This window comes from Nitrospira japonica (assembly GCF_900169565.1).
GTDB classification, from domain to species: domain Bacteria; phylum Nitrospirota; class Nitrospiria; order Nitrospirales; family Nitrospiraceae; genus Nitrospira_C; species Nitrospira_C japonica_A.
On record NZ_LT828648.1, the window covers coordinates 3,581,947 to 3,599,268 of the forward strand.

Annotated in this window: 17 protein-coding genes, 3 tRNA genes and 1 pseudogene; 8 read left to right on the forward strand and 13 right to left on the reverse strand. The window is 57.2% G+C overall.

All coding sequences use genetic code 11. The features are described 5' to 3' along the window. Window positions 1–49: 49 nt before the first annotated feature. A complete protein-coding gene (locus NSJP_RS17110; protein ID WP_080888093.1) occupies window positions 50–865 on the forward strand; it encodes an alpha/beta fold hydrolase in 816 nt (271 codons plus the stop codon). Between the two features lie 37 nt (window positions 866–902). Here NSJP_RS17110 and NSJP_RS17115 read toward each other — a convergent pair. Beyond that, window positions 903–992: transfer RNA gene (locus NSJP_RS17115), tRNA-Ser, on the reverse strand. A 26-nt stretch (window positions 993–1,018) separates the two neighbouring features. Beyond that, the gene (locus NSJP_RS17120; RefSeq protein ID WP_172834418.1) at window positions 1,019–2,323 is read right to left on the reverse strand and encodes an OmpA family protein; all 1,305 of its coding nucleotides are present in this window, start codon (window positions 2,321–2,323) and stop codon (window positions 1,019–1,021) included. 615 nt (window positions 2,324–2,938) lie between these two features. Here NSJP_RS17120 and NSJP_RS17125 point away from each other — a divergent pair. From NSJP_RS17125 to NSJP_RS17135, 4 genes are all read left to right on the forward strand, one after another. Beyond that, window positions 2,939–3,139 (forward strand): hypothetical protein, encoded by a 201-nt coding sequence (locus NSJP_RS17125; protein ID WP_155970374.1) that lies wholly within the window; start codon window positions 2,939–2,941, stop codon window positions 3,137–3,139. A 28-nt stretch (window positions 3,140–3,167) separates the two neighbouring features. Beyond that, complete coding sequence (locus tag NSJP_RS19380; protein ID WP_155970377.1) at window positions 3,168–3,374, forward strand: hypothetical protein; 207 nt, start codon at window positions 3,168–3,170, stop codon at window positions 3,372–3,374. Window positions 3,375–3,640: 266 nt separating this feature from the next. Continuing rightward, window positions 3,641–3,734: transfer RNA gene (locus NSJP_RS17130), tRNA-Ser, on the forward strand. Between the two features lie 140 nt (window positions 3,735–3,874). After that, window positions 3,875–3,950 (forward strand) — tRNA-Phe (locus NSJP_RS17135). Between the two features lie 160 nt (window positions 3,951–4,110). Here NSJP_RS17135 and NSJP_RS20180 read toward each other — a convergent pair. After that, window positions 4,111–5,238 (reverse strand): annotated as a pseudogene (locus tag NSJP_RS20180) (tyrosine-type recombinase/integrase); the annotation flags it as partial. After that, entirely contained in the window at window positions 5,123–5,389 is a 267-nt protein-coding gene (locus NSJP_RS20185) for a helix-turn-helix domain-containing protein (RefSeq protein ID WP_080888096.1), read from the reverse strand. The pseudogene NSJP_RS20180 and the gene NSJP_RS20185, both read right to left, overlap by 116 nt. A gap of 225 nt (window positions 5,390–5,614) precedes the next feature. Between NSJP_RS20185 and NSJP_RS19385 the strand changes: the two genes are divergently transcribed. Beyond that, entirely contained in the window at window positions 5,615–6,127 is a 513-nt protein-coding gene (locus NSJP_RS19385) for a JAB domain-containing protein (protein ID WP_155970380.1), read from the forward strand. A 3-nt stretch (window positions 6,128–6,130) separates the two neighbouring features. Here the strand turns inward: NSJP_RS19385 and NSJP_RS19895 are convergent, their stop codons facing one another. The 9 genes from NSJP_RS19895 to fabD all read right to left on the reverse strand — a co-directional run bounded on the left by NSJP_RS19895 (window position 6,131) and on the right by fabD (window position 14,604). Further along, window positions 6,131–6,259 carry a hypothetical protein gene (locus NSJP_RS19895; RefSeq protein WP_269457698.1) on the reverse strand — a complete coding sequence of 43 codons (129 nt, stop codon included), beginning with the start codon at window positions 6,257–6,259 and terminating at the stop codon, window positions 6,131–6,133. Window positions 6,260–6,332: 73 nt separating this feature from the next. Next, on the reverse strand, window positions 6,333–6,533 hold the full coding sequence (locus NSJP_RS19390) for a major capsid protein (RefSeq protein WP_155970383.1): 201 nt from the start codon (window positions 6,531–6,533) through the stop codon (window positions 6,333–6,335). A 134-nt stretch (window positions 6,534–6,667) separates the two neighbouring features. Further along, the gene (locus tag NSJP_RS17155) at window positions 6,668–7,819 is read right to left on the reverse strand and encodes a zonular occludens toxin domain-containing protein (protein WP_080888097.1); all 1,152 of its coding nucleotides are present in this window, start codon (window positions 7,817–7,819) and stop codon (window positions 6,668–6,670) included. Continuing rightward, a complete protein-coding gene (locus NSJP_RS17160) occupies window positions 7,819–8,094 on the reverse strand; it encodes a hypothetical protein (RefSeq protein ID WP_080888098.1) in 276 nt (91 codons plus the stop codon). Before NSJP_RS17160 ends, NSJP_RS17155 begins: the two co-directional genes overlap by 1 nt. Next, window positions 8,091–9,314 (reverse strand): hypothetical protein, encoded by a 1,224-nt coding sequence (locus tag NSJP_RS17165; RefSeq protein ID WP_080888099.1) that lies wholly within the window; start codon window positions 9,312–9,314, stop codon window positions 8,091–8,093. Before NSJP_RS17165 ends, NSJP_RS17160 begins: the two co-directional genes overlap by 4 nt. A gap of 125 nt (window positions 9,315–9,439) precedes the next feature. Further along, window positions 9,440–9,730, reverse strand: coding sequence for a hypothetical protein (locus NSJP_RS17170; RefSeq protein WP_080888100.1), 291 nt, complete (start codon window positions 9,728–9,730; stop codon window positions 9,440–9,442). Window positions 9,731–9,850: 120 nt separating this feature from the next. Continuing rightward, window positions 9,851–11,200, reverse strand: a complete 1,350-nt coding sequence (locus NSJP_RS17175) for a replication initiation factor domain-containing protein (protein WP_172834419.1) — start codon at window positions 11,198–11,200, stop codon at window positions 9,851–9,853. A gap of 1,522 nt (window positions 11,201–12,722) precedes the next feature. Then, complete coding sequence (locus tag NSJP_RS20190; RefSeq protein WP_080888103.1) at window positions 12,723–13,115, reverse strand: JAB domain-containing protein; 393 nt, start codon at window positions 13,113–13,115, stop codon at window positions 12,723–12,725. A 628-nt stretch (window positions 13,116–13,743) separates the two neighbouring features. Beyond that, a complete protein-coding gene (fabD, locus tag NSJP_RS17190) occupies window positions 13,744–14,604 on the reverse strand; it encodes an ACP S-malonyltransferase (RefSeq protein WP_080888104.1) in 861 nt (286 codons plus the stop codon). A gap of 200 nt (window positions 14,605–14,804) precedes the next feature. On the opposite strand from fabD, the gene NSJP_RS17195 reads away from it, so the two are divergent. Next, window positions 14,805–15,422: a DUF1579 family protein gene (locus NSJP_RS17195; protein ID WP_080888105.1), complete on the forward strand. Its 618-nt coding sequence runs from the start codon at window positions 14,805–14,807 to the stop codon at window positions 15,420–15,422. Window positions 15,423–15,478: 56 nt separating this feature from the next. Continuing rightward, window positions 15,479–17,125: a class I adenylate-forming enzyme family protein gene (locus NSJP_RS17200; RefSeq protein ID WP_080888106.1), complete on the forward strand. Its 1,647-nt coding sequence runs from the start codon at window positions 15,479–15,481 to the stop codon at window positions 17,123–17,125. Window positions 17,126–17,322 lie beyond the last annotated feature (197 nt).

Consider the following 17,322-nt stretch of genomic DNA (forward strand, 5'->3'; position numbering starts at 1 on the left):
AAAGGCCCGATGCCTGAATCCGCATGAACGATTTGCTCAGGAGGTTCTTATGCCGGTGGTTCACGTCGTCGGCAGCGGTACCGCACTTCATTACCGGGAGTCAGGCGACCCGGACAACCCCACAATAGTATTCGCCCATCCGCTGATCTGGGGCGGCGACTCGTTTGGCGAGCTGCTGGCAGGACTCACCGACGAGTTTCACGTGGTCACAGTTGATATTCACGGTCACGGTCTCAGCGGATATCGGGAGACGATGACGCTCGAGGAGATGACCGAGGACTTTTATCACGTACTACAAAGCCTTCACGTACCAAAAGTCTCATGGCTCGGCTATTCGATCGGCGGGATGATCGGCATGCGGCTGGCGATTGCGCATCCCGACGTCCTCGATTCGCTCGTTCTGGTGGCGACAACGGCGCGACCGGATCCTTCCACGATCAAAGCCGCCACTTTCCATCTGTGGAAGATGTTCCGGGACGGACATCGCAAGGACATCGTCGATTCGGCGATGAAGTTTTTCTTCGCGGACCGGACCTATCGCGAGCAGCCGGAACTGATTGCGAAATGCAGAGCCAAGTTCGTGGGCATCACCGACGCTCAAGGAATGTTCGCCGCGGCACTCGCGGCGTTCAATCGGTTCGACATTGGAAGCCAGATACGAAGGATCGCCACCCCGACGCTGGTGATCGCGGGACGCGAGGATCCCGCCGCGACGCCGGCGCTGGCGGACTCCATCGCCGCGCAAATCCCCAAGGCCAAACTGGAAATTGTCGAGGGAACCAGTCACTTAGTCGGGATCGAAAAACCCTTGGAAGTCACCGCATTGGTGCGCGGGTTTCTGAGGACATCCACTCAGGTCAATTGATCGACTTGAATCGCCGAGAATCACCGTCCGTGATTGATGGCGGAGGGGGCGAGATTTGAACTCGCGGACCCCTTGCGAGGTCTCCGGTTTTCAAGACCGGCACGTTCGGCCGCTCCGTCACCCCTCCATCCTCTTCTTTCGGACCTTCGCCGTTCAGGGTTTGATATCGCCGGCAATCGTGCTCAGATCTTTGGGGAACAGCACGATCTCGATCCGCCGGTTCTCCGTGCGCCCCTCTTCCGAGGCGTTGTCCGCCACCGGCCTGGTGTCCGCAAAACCGACGGCCTCGAAGTTTTCCGCGCGGACCCCGCCCTGCTCGATGAAATAGCGAACGACGTTCGTCGCCCTGGCCGTGGACAATTCCCAATTGGTCGGAAACTTCTCCTTGAGCTTTCCACCGATCCGAACGTTGTCCGTATGGCCTTCGATTCTGATCTCCTTGTCGTGGACGTCCTTCAGCACGTCCGCCACCTGCTTCAAGACCTTCAGTCCTTCGGGCTTGACCTGCGCCTGCCCGGAATTGAAAAGCACCTTTTCGACCATGTTGATGGTCAACCGGTCGCGAACCTGCTTGATCTTGATGTCGCCCTTGTCGATTTGCGACTGCAGGGACTTGGTCAAGTCCTCCTGGGTCTTCGTCAGCCGCTGAATCTCTTCTTCTTTCGCAGCCCGTTCCTTCTCGAGCCTCGCCTTTTCCGCCGCAAGGGCGTCTTTTTCCGCCGTCAATGCCTCCCCGCCCTGGGTCAACCGCCCGACTTCGAGATCCCGCTGGGACAACCGTTGCTCGAGATCCTTGGCCCGATTTGCTTGCCCTTCCAGATCGCCCGTTCGCTTTTGTAGATCGGATAGCTGCCGATCCAGATCCTTCGCCCGGGCGGCATCTGTTTCCAACTCTCCCATGTGTTTCTGAGCTTTGGCCAGCTCGTCGCTGATTCCCGTGGCCCGGGCAATCAGCAGATCCTTGTCACGTTGCAGCGACGCGACGGTATCCTGCTCAGCCTTTAGTTTGTTCTCCAGCTCTTGACTAGTTGCATTGTAATCATGTTGCAGGTTGTTGAGCTGGACCTGAAGCTGATTTCGTTCCCTCTGTAGACTCTCGTTCGATCGCTCCATCCCAGTCGTTTCGGTGCGGATCTTTCTGGCGTCGTTTTCAAGCGCGCTCCGGCTGGCCAGTGTCGAATCCAAGTTGGTTTGAGTTTCGTTGAGATCGCGTTTAAGCTGAGCACTGGCGCCTTGTGATTCGAGGAGGTCGTTTGACAGCTTGCTCTTGTCCGCCTCAAGCGCTGAAATCTTCGTGGACGATTCCTTCTTGAACATGTCGAAGTCGGCCTTCGTTTTCTCAGACGCTTTGCGTGCTTGATCCAGCTCGGCCAAGGTCTGATCATGCGTTCCCGAGCTGACGCATCCGGTCGATACCAGAAATCCGACGGAACAGAGTACGAGAAGCTTTCCGTTCATGATTGCCCTCCCCCGGTGAACGTTGGGCCACTTATAGCGAGGCCCAAAGAGAATAGCAATATCGCCAGGTATACCTTGTCTTCCATTCTGTTGAATCTGGCGACTCCGCCTCCCACACACCCGCAACCAGCCCATTCTCCTCCGGCAGTCTGGAGAGGGGGACGCCTGGTCGAAAGATAGGCTACCTAGGCGTTTTACTATCTTGCCTCTTCGCCCTGACGCTTGGTTAAATAGGGAGGGCGAAGGTGTCTGCTTTGGTATGCCCACCCCGAAGCAGCAAGAGGTCTTTGCTCCCTCCTGAAGGACCTGCCTTCGCCCTGTATATTCCACGGTGCTCCCCCTTTATATACGGCTCACATCGCGCATAGCGGCCCACTCGAATGAAGCGAGGCTCGACCGATTGCGCAAAAACAATAGTCGACAATAGCTTTCACTATAGTTCGTAAGATATTGTCCTATCAGCACTTTACAATCCATTAAATAGCCGCATTTTTCTTCCCATCCCTTCTTTAGTTCTGCCTCACCTACCTCCAAGGTATGTTCAACCGCTCTGCGCTGCTGCAATATCTCCCCATCGCCGCGACGGCATCACCGGCAACGAGAGGGAGGATGCTCATGCAAAAGCAAGTCGGCAAGATCGGCGCGATACGACGGGAACTGCGGGGCAAGGCCTGTCCGTGCTGTGGGAGCCGAACCTATCAACTAGTGCTCCGCAGCGACCTCCCCGCGCAATCCGGCAAATTATTCGCCCGCTGCACCCAATGCCATCGCCCCCGGGGCATCGACGAAGATCTTGGCCGTATTTTGTGGATGTGACCTTCACCCGCACCGAGGAGGACTGATCGTGAGCCTGCTTTTCACTCCGGTTCAATCGATCAAGCAGCGACTTGCCCGCCGCCGCCAGATGCGGATCGCGCTTCAGATGCTGGCCGTCAGCGGGGTGCTGCGACCCGGCGACAGCGAACTGCGATACACGGTTCCTCTGACTCGTAAACGGCTGGGATCTGCCCCCTACTCTCGCTCGATGTCCCACGTCCCAGCCGCTAGATAGTTTCGACAGCGGGAGGATCCTGAGCTGCCGGTTTCGCGCTTTCATTGTGTGGCCGGAAAGACTCGAGTTCACCCGCCAGCCGCAGGCAATTGCACACTGGCCAGTGACACCATGCTTCGCAGTGGATGCCCTGGCTGCAAACCACCCAAGACGCTTGTACCCTCTCACCCGCCTGAGGTATGATCACGCCTCGCTCGCCGGCAATCCGTGTCATCGAGTCGATCTCGACCAGACCGGGAACCCGCGTACAAATCGAATGTCTCGGGGGAGAGGTGGCCGAGTGGCCGAAGGCGGCGGTTTGCTAAACCGCTGTAGGGGCTAAAACCTCTACCGAGGGTTCAAATCCCTCCCTCTCCGCCAAACCACATTCCCGTGTCTGCCCGTTCATGCAAGCACAACCAAAAGATGAAACGGGCAGCCAGGTATCTCCAAAATCTGAATGTGGCACCTTGATTTTATAGGTCCGATTCTGTAACAGTTCGCATTCAATCCTACGCCTCGCCGAGGTAGCTCAGTTGGTAGAGCACAGCCCTGAAAAGGCTGGTGTCGACAGTTCGATTCTGTCCCTCGGCACCATTTCATGCGGATTTGGAGATGCTTCTACGTAGGATGGTGGCAGGCAAGTGGCACCAAGTGGCACTTGAATACCATTTTCTCCGCTCAGCACCGCTTTCGTAAACGATTCCAACCTCGTTACCGCATCCCGCAATCGAACGTTCCAATCATGAATGTAATACTTCGCTGAACCTGGAAGCGGTTCTCCCTTGAGAGTCTGAATCACTGCATAGTCGACTCCGCATTGTGTTAGCCATGTGGTGAACGTGTGGCGAAGATCATGGAAGTGGAGATCGTGAACTCCTGCCCGCTCACATGTTCTCATCCAGGTGTGTTTAATTGAATTACCGTCCTTCCACTGGCTGAAGAAGCGGCCTCCGATTCTTGGCGAATTTCCGAACAACGATTCATAAGCCAGACCATTCAGGGGAATCAATTTGGGGACACCTTTGATTTTCGACCGGCCAGGAGATGGAGCGATCCACCAGCCATCCCCTCGTTTGAGCAACCATTCCTCATGAATCTCGATAAGTTTATTTTCACGGAGTCCAATTTGAAGTGCCGCCATCACAAGCCGCCATATATTGATGGAAGCCGACTCACGGATCTTTAGCAACTCCCACGCCTCGACGATCCTTTCGCGCTTTACATATTCAGGAACCGGCAGCCGCTTGAGACGATTCTTATCGAGATGATCCATATCCACTGCCAAATTCAAGACAGCCATCAGGGCTGCGCACTCTCGTTCGATGGTACCGGAAGCCACGTGCCGTTTGTTACGTTCTGGACCAATCAGATCAGACCGCCGTTTTTCCAGATAGGCCAATCCATCCTCAAGCCGAATATCCAATAGCCGTTTGTTTCCAAAGTGTGGAACGAGATGATGCGTAAGTGCGGTCTGGTTCCGTCCGTCATTGTCCGGTCTCTTTGCTTGCAGATATTGAAGGTACATCGGAACAAACTCAGCAAAGGTCGAAGCGGACGACTCACGACTACGAGACGAAGCCGACCCCCTCACCTCATGCTCAACGCAATTGTCATGAATAGCGTTAATAATTGTACGTGCACTTTCTCGTTCCTGGTCAGTAGTCAAATTACGTCCAAGAACCGGCCGATACCGTTTGCCGCGATACCAATAGGTCAGCACCGAGCGCGTACCGTTGGCACTCTGAATCCGGCGAATGTTCATGGCATTACTTCTGAGAGGGAGAAATAAACAGCGGATTCCGATGATAGACCTTAGGAGAGATCGGGTCAACCGTGGACTGTTGCCTACCTGTTTCTGCAATTTCTCGCGTGACACAACCATCTCTTAACACTCCGATCCATGCCTCGAGATCTTCCTTCACGAACATTATTCGATGACCGTATCGGATTCGAGGGATATCCGTGCGCTGATAAAGTGTCCGCTTAGACAATCGGAGAAAACGTGCTGCCTCAGATATTGTCATGAGCGTCATTTTTTCTCCTCACTACGGGGTTCTCCAATCAAGCGACGATTCCCCGCGGTGGCGGGCCCGACGCTGAAGAGCAGTGGATCAGGCCTTTCCGAACTCTCTGAAGCTGCCTTCATCCGTACAGGCCTGCCCCCTGCGAGCGCGCCGGCACCCGCGTTCTCCTCCTTGGGTGTCCCACCCCCGTGGTTAGTGCGGGGTGGGACACACATTGTTGCAAGGAGGAAACCGATGGACCCGGCACAACCGCAGCAGCCACTCAGTCGCACACGCCTTCTGAATCGCACTGGGACGTTCGCGCCGTATCGCGTTCCGAAATATCGCATTACATTAGTCTGTGAAGAAGCCGGCCCAGAATCCTCCGGGCCCATTCAAACCTCGTCTGGGGCTGCCCTGCTCCTTCGGTCGTGTTTTCATGGGCTCGATCGCGAACAGTTCCTCGTCTGTGGTCTCGACGCCAAGCACCACGTCATCGGCATTAACATTGTCTCGATCGGTTCATTGACACTCTCGATTGTGCATCCCCGAGAAGTCTTCAAACCGCTCATCCTCATGAATGCTGCGGCCTTCGTCTGCGCCCACAATCATCCGTCCGGGGATTCAACTCCGAGCGAGGAAGATCGGCTCTTGACCCGACGGCTCCGTCAGGGGGCGGACCTTCTTGGCATCACGCTCTTGGATCATCTCGTTCTCGGTGAAAACCGCCATTACAGTTTTACGGACCAAGGCTGGCCTGGAAGTTGAGCTTTACGCTCGTATCAGCCGCATTACCCAGACCACGGCTGACGCCGTCAGGGCAAGGCCAATGACCGCCCCACCCCAGGCCACAATGTCTCCGGCCAACATCGCTCCAAGCTGATTGATTTGCGCTGCCATCCGTGCTCCCTTCTGCTTTCCAAGAGCTGACGCAACCGGCCGGTCTGCGCCAGACTCTCAGGGCTGTGCCGTGTTATCTAACCAGCGCTTTCACGCGCTTGTAGGCAAACACGGTCAACGCCACCCCGATGAACGCCACACCCCAGGCGATCAGATCCGCTTTCACGTTCGTGATCGTCGTAGTAGATGTCGCATCCACCGGGAAGACCTGCGCAAACGCCGGCAGGGCCATCAGCAGGAGAATCAGCATCCCGATCCCTACTCGTATCTTCATAGTCGCCACCTCCTTTCTGTGCCTTATTTGGTCTCTCCCAGGAGCAGCTTCACAATCACGCCGACTGTAAAGCCTCCGAGAAAGCACGCGGCACTCCAGTACACCATCGCGTCAACGGCGGCTTGCGTCATGACTTACCTCGGCTCTTCTATCTGCCCTATCGCCCTACTCGTCGGATCAGTTGCCGCTCGCTCCGTCGTAAGCCTCTCCCCGATCGATGAAGCCGGTCGTGTGGGTGTTTTCGTCACGGACGGAGCCGTGGGTGCGGAGAGTGAACTTGCTCCCGAAGTCACCTCGGCTGTCGGGACATCGGTCAAGACCGATAATGCTGTTGACGCGCCTCCCCATAGCACTCCCGAGCCTTTGAGCACCTTCCCCCCTCGGGAGGTGATTGCCTGCACGGTCCCGCCAGATTCGGCCGCAATCTCATCGACCGTAAGGAGACGGCCATCCTCCGCCACCCATAGCCACTCATGGCCGTCAAGTCGAGGGTCCGTCATGCCACCCTGAATCCGAATTGGATGAATGTCAGACAACCGCGGGGATACATCCATCCGCATCCAATCTGGCGGCTTCGGCGTGTGCGTGGCCAAAGTAGGCGACACTGTCGATCCGCTGCCAAACGTGCCGCCGCCGAAGACAAACCAGCCGGTCGCGACCGAGAGCCCGATGGCGCCGAGGATGATCGAGGGAGACCTGAGAATCGAGCGCACGTGTCGCACCTCCTTGGTCGACGTGGCATAGGAACCGTAGTAGGCATACACTTTCGGATCGTATGTGCCTGTGAAGCCGCGAATGACTTCCAGCTCCTCGGGATTCCCTCGTACAAACGCCTGATAGCGGTTTCTGAAACCGAACCGATCCAAACGGCGAAACTTCGTCGTCATCTCGATGACACGGGTCACGCCCGAGGTCACTTGTCGGTAGTCTTGGCAGATCAAGAGCACATCGATTCCGTAATGCCGATGCGTTTCCAACCATCGAAGAATCTCGCCATTGAGTTTCTGCTGTGCCCGAAAGACGGTTTGGCACTCATCCACAAACACGGCGGAGCCTGGGTCCACCTTCGTCAGGCCATCCAGTACCTCGGCGCTGGTCTGCCAAATCGTGATCTGGCGCTGCAGGTCTTCCAGCGGCACGCCTTCGAATTTCGCCAAGCGATCCAGGTAGAAGCCATCGACATTGACATAAATCCGTCGACCCTTCCGCACCCACGGCAAGAGGTACTCCGCCACGGCGTGATAGCTCTTGCCGGCGCCCGGCACGCCTTCGAGGAGTTCAATCATTACGAGCCCCACCGGACAAACGGCACCGATTGCAGTGTAAACCGGACCAGCATCGCGGTCGCGATAATCGCCACGGCTTGGGCCATGCCAGTGGCCCCAAGGATCCAGGCGTATTGGGCGGGGATGACTGGGATCGTAAGGCCGCCGGTGCCAATGGACGATAAGATGGAATCGGCCGGCCCCAGCACCGAATCCCAGGCATTGAGCGCAATGTCGGTCAGCTTGGCGAGCATGTCGAGGAGCCAGCAGTAGATCAGATTCAGGATGGCCGTCATGATCCCCCCACGAAGATGATGCGATAGGCCGCAAAGCCGGCCCCCGCGATCGTCAACGTCCGCAACACCGTAAAGACGGCCGCCCATTGATTGAAGTCGACCTGATGCGTCCCCCAGGTCGACGAAGAGAACGTGATGGTCGGCAGAGCCTCAGGCCACGTCAGCGATTGAAGCAGCGACAGAGTTCCGAGTAACCCTGAGCCCTGCCACGTCGTGAGATGGGCTTGGAGGATGGATCCAAAGGATCGAGGGTCATGATCCCCGGCGCTGCAGCTGACCGAGGCCGTGTCCTGAGTGGCCTCCGTCGTCGAGCCATCAGGATTCGTGGTGGTGGTCGTGGTCGTCGTCGTCGTTTGGGTGGCTGGGACGGTCTGGGTGCCGGCGGGCTTCGGGGCATTCGGATCCACCACTGCATCGGTCGGCGCCACTTGCCCGACCGGCTTGACCGTGGTCGGGATCTCACTGGGCGAGACGGCCGTACTCGTCGTGGTCGAAGCCGAGGTCGGCGAGACGCCCTGTCCGAGTGGCGAAGTATTGCTTTCAATCGACTTCGGATCGGAGGCTGGGAGCGCACTCACATAGTCGGCAATCTGCTGTTGGTTGGCCGTGCCCACCCCAGTCCGCACAAGATTATTCGCGGTGCTCCCATCGTAGACATAGCGAAACGTCTGCACACAGGTGTTGCGGGTGCCACTCCAGGCTTCACCGAGGTTTGAAAACCAGGAGAGCGGAAACGCCACTGGCTGCACATTCAAGCCGCACGTCGCTTGGGTCTTGTTCGGAATGGCCACCGTCACGATCTGCCCCTGTCCCGCCGTGCAACTGGGGTAGACACAGGATTGCGCGGGTTCCAAGACCGCGCCGTTGGGAAGCACGGTACCGGTCCCATTCTGAAGGTTCGAGGGCGCCGCTCCCTGCTTCACGGCCGTCAGTTCCTCTGGGGTGTAGTGCATCTGATAGAGTGCGAGACCGACCGAGACACCTAAGGCTGCCCAACCGACCGGACCCGTCACGAGCCGGATGGCGACCGAGGCGGGCGAGGTCACCGCTGCCGCTTGGGCCACGGTGGAGATCAATGCCGCCCGGTTGGCCCCCAGATAGAGGAGTTTGGAAGAATCACTCGCCACTCGGACATACCCGGTGGCACTGATCAGAGCCAAGGCCGGGGTGACGGCCCACATCCAGGCCAGCACCCCGATCCCGAGCAGATACGCGGTCAAGGCTACGAGCGCCCGACCCCGATGCCGGTCATGAAGAGGAGGATGAGCATGCAGACGAACAGAAACTGCTCTGGTACGCCCGGATCGGTCCATGTCATGCCTGCCTCCCTTCATGCTGGTCTCGCCTACTTCTCCGGACCTTTGGTCCCAGGCGCAGCAAGTCCCGGTTGATACCCCGTGACATCGAGAAACCGCTGCCCTTTGAATTCCCGGAGATTCACGGTGATCTGACAGGGTTTCATCTTGTTCGCCTCCATGAGTTTGTAGAGATGCTCATGGTCGTCCGAAATACTGGCTTCGAGGGTGGACGTATCCTCTTCGAAGTAGAGGACGGCATTCCGAAAGATCCGTTTGCCGTCTTGACTGGGTCTCGCTTTGACGCCCATGACCACACAGTGCCCACTGAATCGTGACATCTCACCGCTCCCTTCCGTCCCATCGAAACCAGCCTTGCTGGAGGTGGGACCATAAAAAGACGAACACGGTGCCACAACTCCGACACCGGCCCCGCAATCGAGGCCCGCACATGTAGAGCCTTAGGGTGCCGTGCTCGCACAGCCGGCAGCGAAGCCGTCGGTCGGCTTCCACCACCGGACCTTCTTCAGGACTTGCTGCACGTCTTGGCCGGAGGCCAAAAACGCGTAATGCTTTGGACGCCATCGTTCCACTCCTTCGATAATGGTGCTCACCAACCAGCGCTCCCCCGCTTCCGGATGGACACACAACAATCCGAGCATGGGCGCGAGACTTTTCGCCGCCCATTGCTTCACGTCTTCAATCTTTTTCACGGCTTTGACCACGTCGAGCTTCGCGCGTTGCATGCCCTCGGTCAGGACCTTCCACCAGGCCAAGAGAGGCGCGTGATAGCGATCCTTCGGATCGTCCTCACGGGTGCAGTCTCGGAAATCCACGGCGGTGCGAAACACCCCAACGATGTAGGGCTGAAAGCGATCCTGATCGAGAACGGACAAGGCGAGGCCGACGGCTTGGGCCCGTTCGTCCTTCCATTCCATTTCCCACCGCACCCATGGACCCTCCACGACGATGCCTTTGCTCTGTTGTTGGGCGGCTTTGTCGTAAATGCGCAAGTACGTATCGGACTGACGCGAACCCATGCAGAGGGTTGTCCCAGTTTCTTCGCCTGAGCCGACATCGAGTCCCTCAATCAGTTGGGACTTCCTGAAATGGGACACACACTGCCCGGCCACGACCGCGTCATAGACGGCCTCGACATCGATGACCCCGCTGCGATCGTCAAGGGCCACATCGATGCGGCCGAAATGCCCCTGTTTCATGAACACCCATTGCGCGACTGCCTGAAACTGGTCATAGGTCCACCCAGAAAGGAGTTCTTGCGACAGATCCACATGCACTTCGAGCGGTGCACGTTTGGCACCCGAACCAATCCGACCCAGCCCGCCGGCAGAGCCGCGACACATCCAACCGCGGCCGTAGCCCAGAAAACCTTTCTCATCGGGAACCCAGTCTCCGCCGACCAGTCGCATGGTCTCTTCGACACTTGCGTTGGGAACCGTGAAGCGCAGCCATCCGAGGGAACAGGTCCAGCTCATGGTCTCCTCCGTGTCCTCTTCTGGAAATTGCGCCCCCGTTTTACCGTCCGGGGGCTTTGGGACTCGACGCGCCGCCGGCTGGCGCCGCCGGCTGGCGCCGCCGGCTGCGCCGTCCTTGTCATGGCTCCCCACAGAGGTATCAAAACGCCGTGACCCATTCAGAGCCATGGCTCGCCGCACTTCATCGAGATCGAAGAGTGCCATGCGACACAGCCAGTGGACGGGAATCTCTCTTCTCCGATAGGCTCGCTGAACGGATTTCACGCTGACCCCTAGTACACTGGCCAATTCCTTCACGTTCAACAATGCCTTCATCCGCATCCCCTTTCTCGCACCAAACTCTTGCGCGGAGCTTAGTGAATCATGGCAGTGATGAATAGGACCCAGTTCAGCCCAGATGCGTACTCCTAGGGACAGATGGGGACACGCAGGCGAACCTGAGCGGGGAAATAAAGCAGAGCATTCCGAAGTAAAGCAAACGAGACGGCTAGGGCCGGAAGGTTAGCACTACCATAGGTGAGTAACCTTGGAACGAGAAAAGGCCGAATTTGGGCAAGAAATACGTATCGATACTACGGTTGGATGGATGTGCAGACTAGGGTGAAAAATTAAAGGACTGGCGTTCGCCAAAACATTCTCAGCTCAAAAAAGGACAAGGCCATCGACTCGATTGTGACGAGCCCGTTGCAGAGACTGTCACGTCTCCCCCGAAAGGGACGACACCTTAAAGTTGAGGTTTCCTGCCAACAATTGGGCGATGCGTAAACAAACGTTGGACGTATTCAAAAAGAACTACGTTCACCTGGAGAAGCATGACCTACGCGGCTGCGACAGCTGGAGGCGAGAACAGCCGGTTGAGGCGACGGATATCGGATCTCTCACTTAACAAGCAGTCGTCGGAGCCCTCCAACCAAAGTCTCAGGCCCATACACCATCGAGAACTCGCCGCGGACGCCAAGACACGTTCAGGTCAATAGCCCGCAAACCTGTCGGTACTACCCCCAGGCTATGAATTGAACGATCTCACTGCCAGCTTCCGGCCAAGACCGTCTGTACATCCTGTGGGCGCTGCTCGATCGCTTGGTTCCAGGTCAGGCCACTTTGCTGCGAGAAGCTCGCCTTTGCCTGGATCAACTGATCGACCTGCGTGTTCACTTCCAATGGCTATTTGGCATTAGACCACGGGATCTTGCCTTCGATCAATAATCGCCGCCGGGATCATCAAGACGGCCAACGCTCATGTGCCAGCTGGCGCACGTCCAGTAGTATGGTTCGCCAACGCGGGCCACTTGGGAACCTACAGCTAACAAAGGCATTTGAGAACCTGATGGGCGAGTGCGTACGCTTGGCAAAACTGAAACAGCTGCTCACGGGGAAGGGCTTTATCGTATTGAGCTCTCAAGCGACATTGCTGTCTTCGAATGGGAGGAATATAAGCGAGTCAGCGGTATTAGTGAGACGGTGGCAAAGAGCCTTGCTCGAATTGCTGGCAAAGCGGGATCGGATATCGTCCGGTTGGAGCAGACAAATGGCAACGATTCGAAATCGAAAAGGGTTCAGATTGCTGGCGAGAGGTCTCTTTTTCAGACATCGTAGCTTGGACCAGACCCATATTTGAAAAAGGCCCGGTTTGCGATCGACATAGCGAGGCAACACCTGCGGGCTGGCGCTTCGTTCCAGATCCGGACACCGGAGAGCCAAGAGCCATATGCCCCTCGTGTTACTCATTGATTCAAGTTGAAGCCGCGAAGTAACCCCTATTCAAATGCGTTTCCCAAAATGGCCCCATTGACGAAAAGAGGCTACATTAGGAAAGCGACCCTAAATAGGCCATCCCTCATCCGCAAAGCTGTATTTCGCCCGACCAGTGAGACTGAGATGATCCAACAGGGACCATTCCCAGAAGATCGGCCGCTTCCCGCAGTCGCTTCGTCAGAGTCCTATCCTCTAAGCTCGGCGTCACATCTCCCGAGGGATGGTTATGGGCACAGAGCCACACAGAGGCGTTCATCAGTATCAGCGGCTTAAAGACTTCACGGGGATGGACAATAGCCAACGTTAAAGACCCGATCGAAACCAGGTTGATTCCGATAACACGATGCTTTGCGTCAAGCCCAACAACGATGAAAAGCTCACGATCTAGGCCGGTAGAATGCGGCCGCAACAGCGCTGCAGCCGACGTCGAAAAATGCACGGCCAAGACAGTTCCTTCTCCGCTATCTTCACACACTAAGGCTACGCGATATCGAGGCGCCCGATACTCGCTGACTTAAGTCGCATTGTTTGATTGCGATTCGCTTGCGACTGTCTGCTGCTTTGGGTTCTGTTGCATCGCCGTTTCTCCTTGAAAGATGTTGTCCCACCCCGCACAACAACCGGGGGGTGGGACAAACAAGGAGAACGCGAGCACAGCGCTCTCGCAGCAGACAAGCCTGAACGGCTTTATCGCAGCAAGGCGTGTTCGATGCTCTTCAGCGAAGGGTTCGCCGCTATGCTTTCCGGCCTGTTACCACAATATGAGCCGCACCGTGAAGTGTGACACCGCTTTTACCAGCGTACGCTTTCGCAGAAATGAGCCGCAGCAAGATACAGACCTCAGATATCAGCTCTTATTTGTGCAATCGGGCGGCCTACTATTGGTCGTTTGAGAGACGCCCTATCGCTGTCAGTTTTGAAGACGTCCGTCACCTTGACGCAATGGGGATTCTGCCCCGATTGCTTTGTAGAGACGACAAACGTCATGCGATTAAACCGCTTCGCGAGACGGTCTGGTTGGCAAGCTGAACACAAAGAAATGAGGTGGTACAAACCGTCCGGCTGGTCAAATCGCAGCATTTAACACTAGCCGCAATCGCACTCTACGGCATTACCGACTCGCGCATGCGCTTTAAACAGTCCTCAATGAGGGGTGTCAGCACAGGCGACGTTGCGATCTCACGAACTGCCAGCGGCCCGCTTCCGCTGAGATACTGAATCGTTTCGAGCCATCGGACCGTGCTGACGACCTGCTTAGCCAGCCACGTTCGCATCACATCTGAGCGGTATGGCTGCGCGGAGTAATTGGACACGACTGGTATACATGGCTCTCGCAGGAGGCACCCTTCAAGATACTCCCCCATCCGATCGTCCACTCCCGCCATGAGCGGACAATGAAATGGACCGCTGACCGCCAACGGTATCACGGTAGCGGCCTGTTGGAGACTCAAGCGCTGCGACAGTCGTTTAATGCCGTCTTTCGTCCCCGCTACCACGATCTGCCTCGGCGAGTTGTCGTTCGCCACATATACCTCGCTCTCGTTGGTCGACACCTCATGCAGTAGCTGATCGCGCTCACCTACCAGTGCCACCATGGCTCCATTTCCGTTATGCTCGGCCATGAATGCACCCCTCGCTTTCACGAGTTGGAGTGCCTCCTCGAAGTCGAGCACTCCAGTAGCGTGAAGTGCATTAATTTCCCCAAGACTATGACCGATCATCACATCTGGAACGATTCCATCGTTCGCGAGGGTGTCCTCATAGAGGAGTTTATTCACGACGAATACGGCCGGCTGCGTGAATTCTGTACGGGTGAGCCTTGGACCTCCCGCAGCGCAGAGATCCTGGAGCGAATAGCCAAGTATTCTGTTTGCACAATTCACCACGTCTCGATATCGAGGAAATAGGGTTGAGCCCATTCCGGCTCTTTGCGAGCCTTGCCCCGCAAACGCGACAACAAGCATCCACTTCTCCGAATCGCGGCGAGCTTACGAGCCGCAACAATAGCATGTCAATTCAGCTGTTTCGTCGTGCCGCTCATGTTCGTTGTTGACTTGACCCTACGGAAGGCGTATTAGGCACTGCGCGCCGGCTGAACTGCCCCAATCTACTGAGCGCCTCTGCATCGCCTGTCTCGTGAAGACCAACCGGAAGGAGGACTAAAATGACGACACAAGCCGAGATGCTAATGGCATTACACGAGTTCGTTGGAGAATGGGACGTAACTCAGAAGATATGGAGCGGCCCCAATGCCACGCCATCGATTAATCGCGGAAAAACCAAATGCACTACTTTGCTGGGAGGAGCCGCCACTCTGATGATCACGGAGATGGAGACCTCCAATTTCAAGGGTGTCGCTCTGATGACGTACAACCCAAAGCTCGGGCGCTACGACATGGCATTCATAGACTGCATCAGCGACGAGGGCATCGCGCTGATGCAGGGCGAGCACAAGCCGGCCGCCGCCGCCGATCATCTACGAGCGGAGTTTGGGAAAATGGCGACTCAGGCAAGGGAGTGGAGGATGGTAGGAGTGGGCGAGGGGGGCGAGGCTGACGGCGTTGACGCGCTGGCCGCGAATGTCACCTCGAACGCCGTTCCTGCTTGCTTGTCCGGCTCGGTTGTAAAGGAAACGGCGCTGGCCGAGAACGTCAGCGCAGACGACCTCGCGCCAACATTCCGCATGGTCGAGAACAAGATCTCGGACGATCATTGGGTCCTCGACTTTTTCTTGGGCGGCACTTTAGTGCAGCAGAATTCGTTCGTTCGCGCGGGCCACTGAGTTTCCGAAACGTATTCAGTTCCACCCTCTGCAGTACCTGAAGGCAGGTCTCAGTGATGCCGTTCCTGTCAAATGACATTAGGAACCGCCTGCGCCTTGATCCGAATCTCGGGGCCGGTAACTTCCTCCATCACGCATTGGCGGTGAGCCTCCAGAACGATCTTCCGCTCGTATTCAGTGCGACACCATTCATAGTCCCGGGTGGTGGCTCTCGAAGCGAGCTGTCCATCACGGAGCTCGCCTCAATCGCGCGGCAGTACTCCGCATGGTATCTGCGCCGCGGGGTGGGACCGACCGATCCCGTCGCTCTGTACTTCGAAGACAGCCTTCAGTGCTTGATTCAGTACCTCGCCGTTACAGCAATCGGCGCCGTGCCGGTCCTTACGAATGGGATGATGGACACAGCTGTTGCCGCGCGGCACTTCGAGCGCGTCGGGGTCGTCGGCGCCATGACCGACCATGCCCGTCTGGCCACGCTTGGCGCTCATCTCGATGTCGGGCGGCTTAAGTTCATCGACTGTCTTGAGGAGGTCGCCGGTGTTCATGCGATTCCGCTCCCTTCTTGGTATCCCTTCAAGCATAACAATGACGATCCAGTAATGATCACGCACAGTTCCGGAACCACCGGCGTGCCGAAAGCCGTTGTGCTTCAGCACGGAGGCTGGTTTCACGGCGTTCGACAGCTGCTCGGTCTCGACCTGGCACAAGGCGCGAGCCGCTACCTCTCGGCACTGCCCGTCTCTCACAACGCGTCGATCGCCTATGCGATGCACGCGATCCTCAACGGAGCCGCCTTCATGTGCATACCGAGCCTAGACATCCAAGCGCTGGCGCGCGAGATTGCCGACTTTCGTCCCGCGACCGTTTTAGCGTTTTCGCACTCGTTTGTCCGGCTTGCCGAGCTCGATCGAAGCGGCTTCGACTTCAGTTCTGTGACGACCTGGATCAACAGCGGAGACGCGGCCCATGAGCCACATATTCGTCGTCTCGTCGCAAACGGCTATCATTATCGCGGAACTGAACGCGTCGTCGGCTCCCAATTCGTCGACGGATTTGGCGCGTCGGAGCTGGGCCACTCGTCGCTTCGGGTGATTCACACGCCGTACACTTCGAATTACGATCGGTGTATTGGTGTCCCACAGAGCTGGGTGGACGTGGCGGTGTTTGACGCCGATGGCCGGCGAGTTCCGACAGGCGTCATTGGACAGCTAGGCGTCCGCTCTCCAAGCGTCACGCCCGGCTACTGGAACGACTCGCTGCTCACGTATCGCAGCCGATTGCACGGCTATTGGCTTACGGGGGATCTCGTCTACCGTGGGGCAGATGGCTGCTATTATCACGTTGACCGCACCTCAGACATTGTTAGGACGGCAAGAGGGCCTCTTTATAGTCTCCAGACGGAGGAATCCGTTCTTCAGGCGCACGGCCATCAGATTGCCGACTGCACTGTGGTCGGCGTCGCTGCTGTTGATGGAGGCGTCGAGGAAGCCGTGCTGCTCGCTATTCCTATCCCAGGCACCGCGATCGACGTTTCCGAGCTACTAAGCACCATCAATCGGGCTCAGGATAGTCTAGGGCGACCGAGACTGGCGCGCGTTCAGAGTTCAAGATGGAGCGATATCCCGCTTGGGCTCACAGGCAAGGTACTAAAGCGAGCACTGCGCAAACGCCTCGCTCCCTTTGGCAACCAGATAGGGTCGTAATAGCGGCCAGCGATGGAGGCGCGAGCGCGATGCAGAACCGACATCGGAAAGGTGCAAGGGGAGCCGCATCGCGAACTGACGAACAATGCTTTTCACGTGCGTTACAGCATTCTGGTCATGGTGCCTGGAGGCGGCTCGCCTCGCCGCTTGCCAATGATGCGGCCCGGCGGCGACTACATTCGCTCGCCGCTTGCTAT

Bases quoted from the DNA above. Each gene is read 5' to 3' on its own strand.
- NSJP_RS17175 (WP_172834419.1), bottom strand. From the start codon at position 11,200: ATGAAGGCATTGTTGAACGTGAAGGAATTGGCCAGTGTACTAGGGGTC.
- NSJP_RS17195 (WP_080888105.1), top strand. From the start codon at position 14,805: ATGACGACACAAGCCGAGATGCTAATGGCATTACACGAGTTCGTTGGA.
- NSJP_RS17125 (WP_155970374.1), top strand. From the start codon at position 2,939: ATGCAAAAGCAAGTCGGCAAGATCGGCGCGATACGACGGGAACTGCGG.
- NSJP_RS19390 (WP_155970383.1), bottom strand. From the start codon at position 6,533: ATGAAGATACGAGTAGGGATCGGGATGCTGATTCTCCTGCTGATGGCC.
- NSJP_RS17120 (WP_172834418.1), bottom strand. From the start codon at position 2,323: ATGAACGGAAAGCTTCTCGTACTCTGTTCCGTCGGATTTCTGGTATCG.
- NSJP_RS17170 (WP_080888100.1), bottom strand. From the start codon at position 9,730: ATGTCACGATTCAGTGGGCACTGTGTGGTCATGGGCGTCAAAGCGAGA.
- NSJP_RS19385 (WP_155970380.1), top strand. From the start codon at position 5,615: ATGGACCCGGCACAACCGCAGCAGCCACTCAGTCGCACACGCCTTCTG.
- NSJP_RS20185 (WP_080888096.1), bottom strand. From the start codon at position 5,389: ATGACGCTCATGACAATATCTGAGGCAGCACGTTTTCTCCGATTGTCT.
- NSJP_RS17110 (WP_080888093.1), top strand. From the start codon at position 50: ATGCCGGTGGTTCACGTCGTCGGCAGCGGTACCGCACTTCATTACCGG.
- NSJP_RS19895 (WP_269457698.1), bottom strand. From the start codon at position 6,259: ATGGCAGCGCAAATCAATCAGCTTGGAGCGATGTTGGCCGGAGACATT.
- NSJP_RS17160 (WP_080888098.1), bottom strand. From the start codon at position 8,094: ATGACGGCCATCCTGAATCTGATCTACTGCTGGCTCCTCGACATGCTC.
- fabD (WP_080888104.1), bottom strand. From the start codon at position 14,604: ATGCTTGTTGTCGCGTTTGCGGGGCAAGGCTCGCAAAGAGCCGGAATG.
- NSJP_RS17155 (WP_080888097.1), bottom strand. From the start codon at position 7,819: ATGATTGAACTCCTCGAAGGCGTGCCGGGCGCCGGCAAGAGCTATCAC.
- NSJP_RS17200 (WP_080888106.1), top strand. From the start codon at position 15,479: ATGCCGTTCCTGTCAAATGACATTAGGAACCGCCTGCGCCTTGATCCG.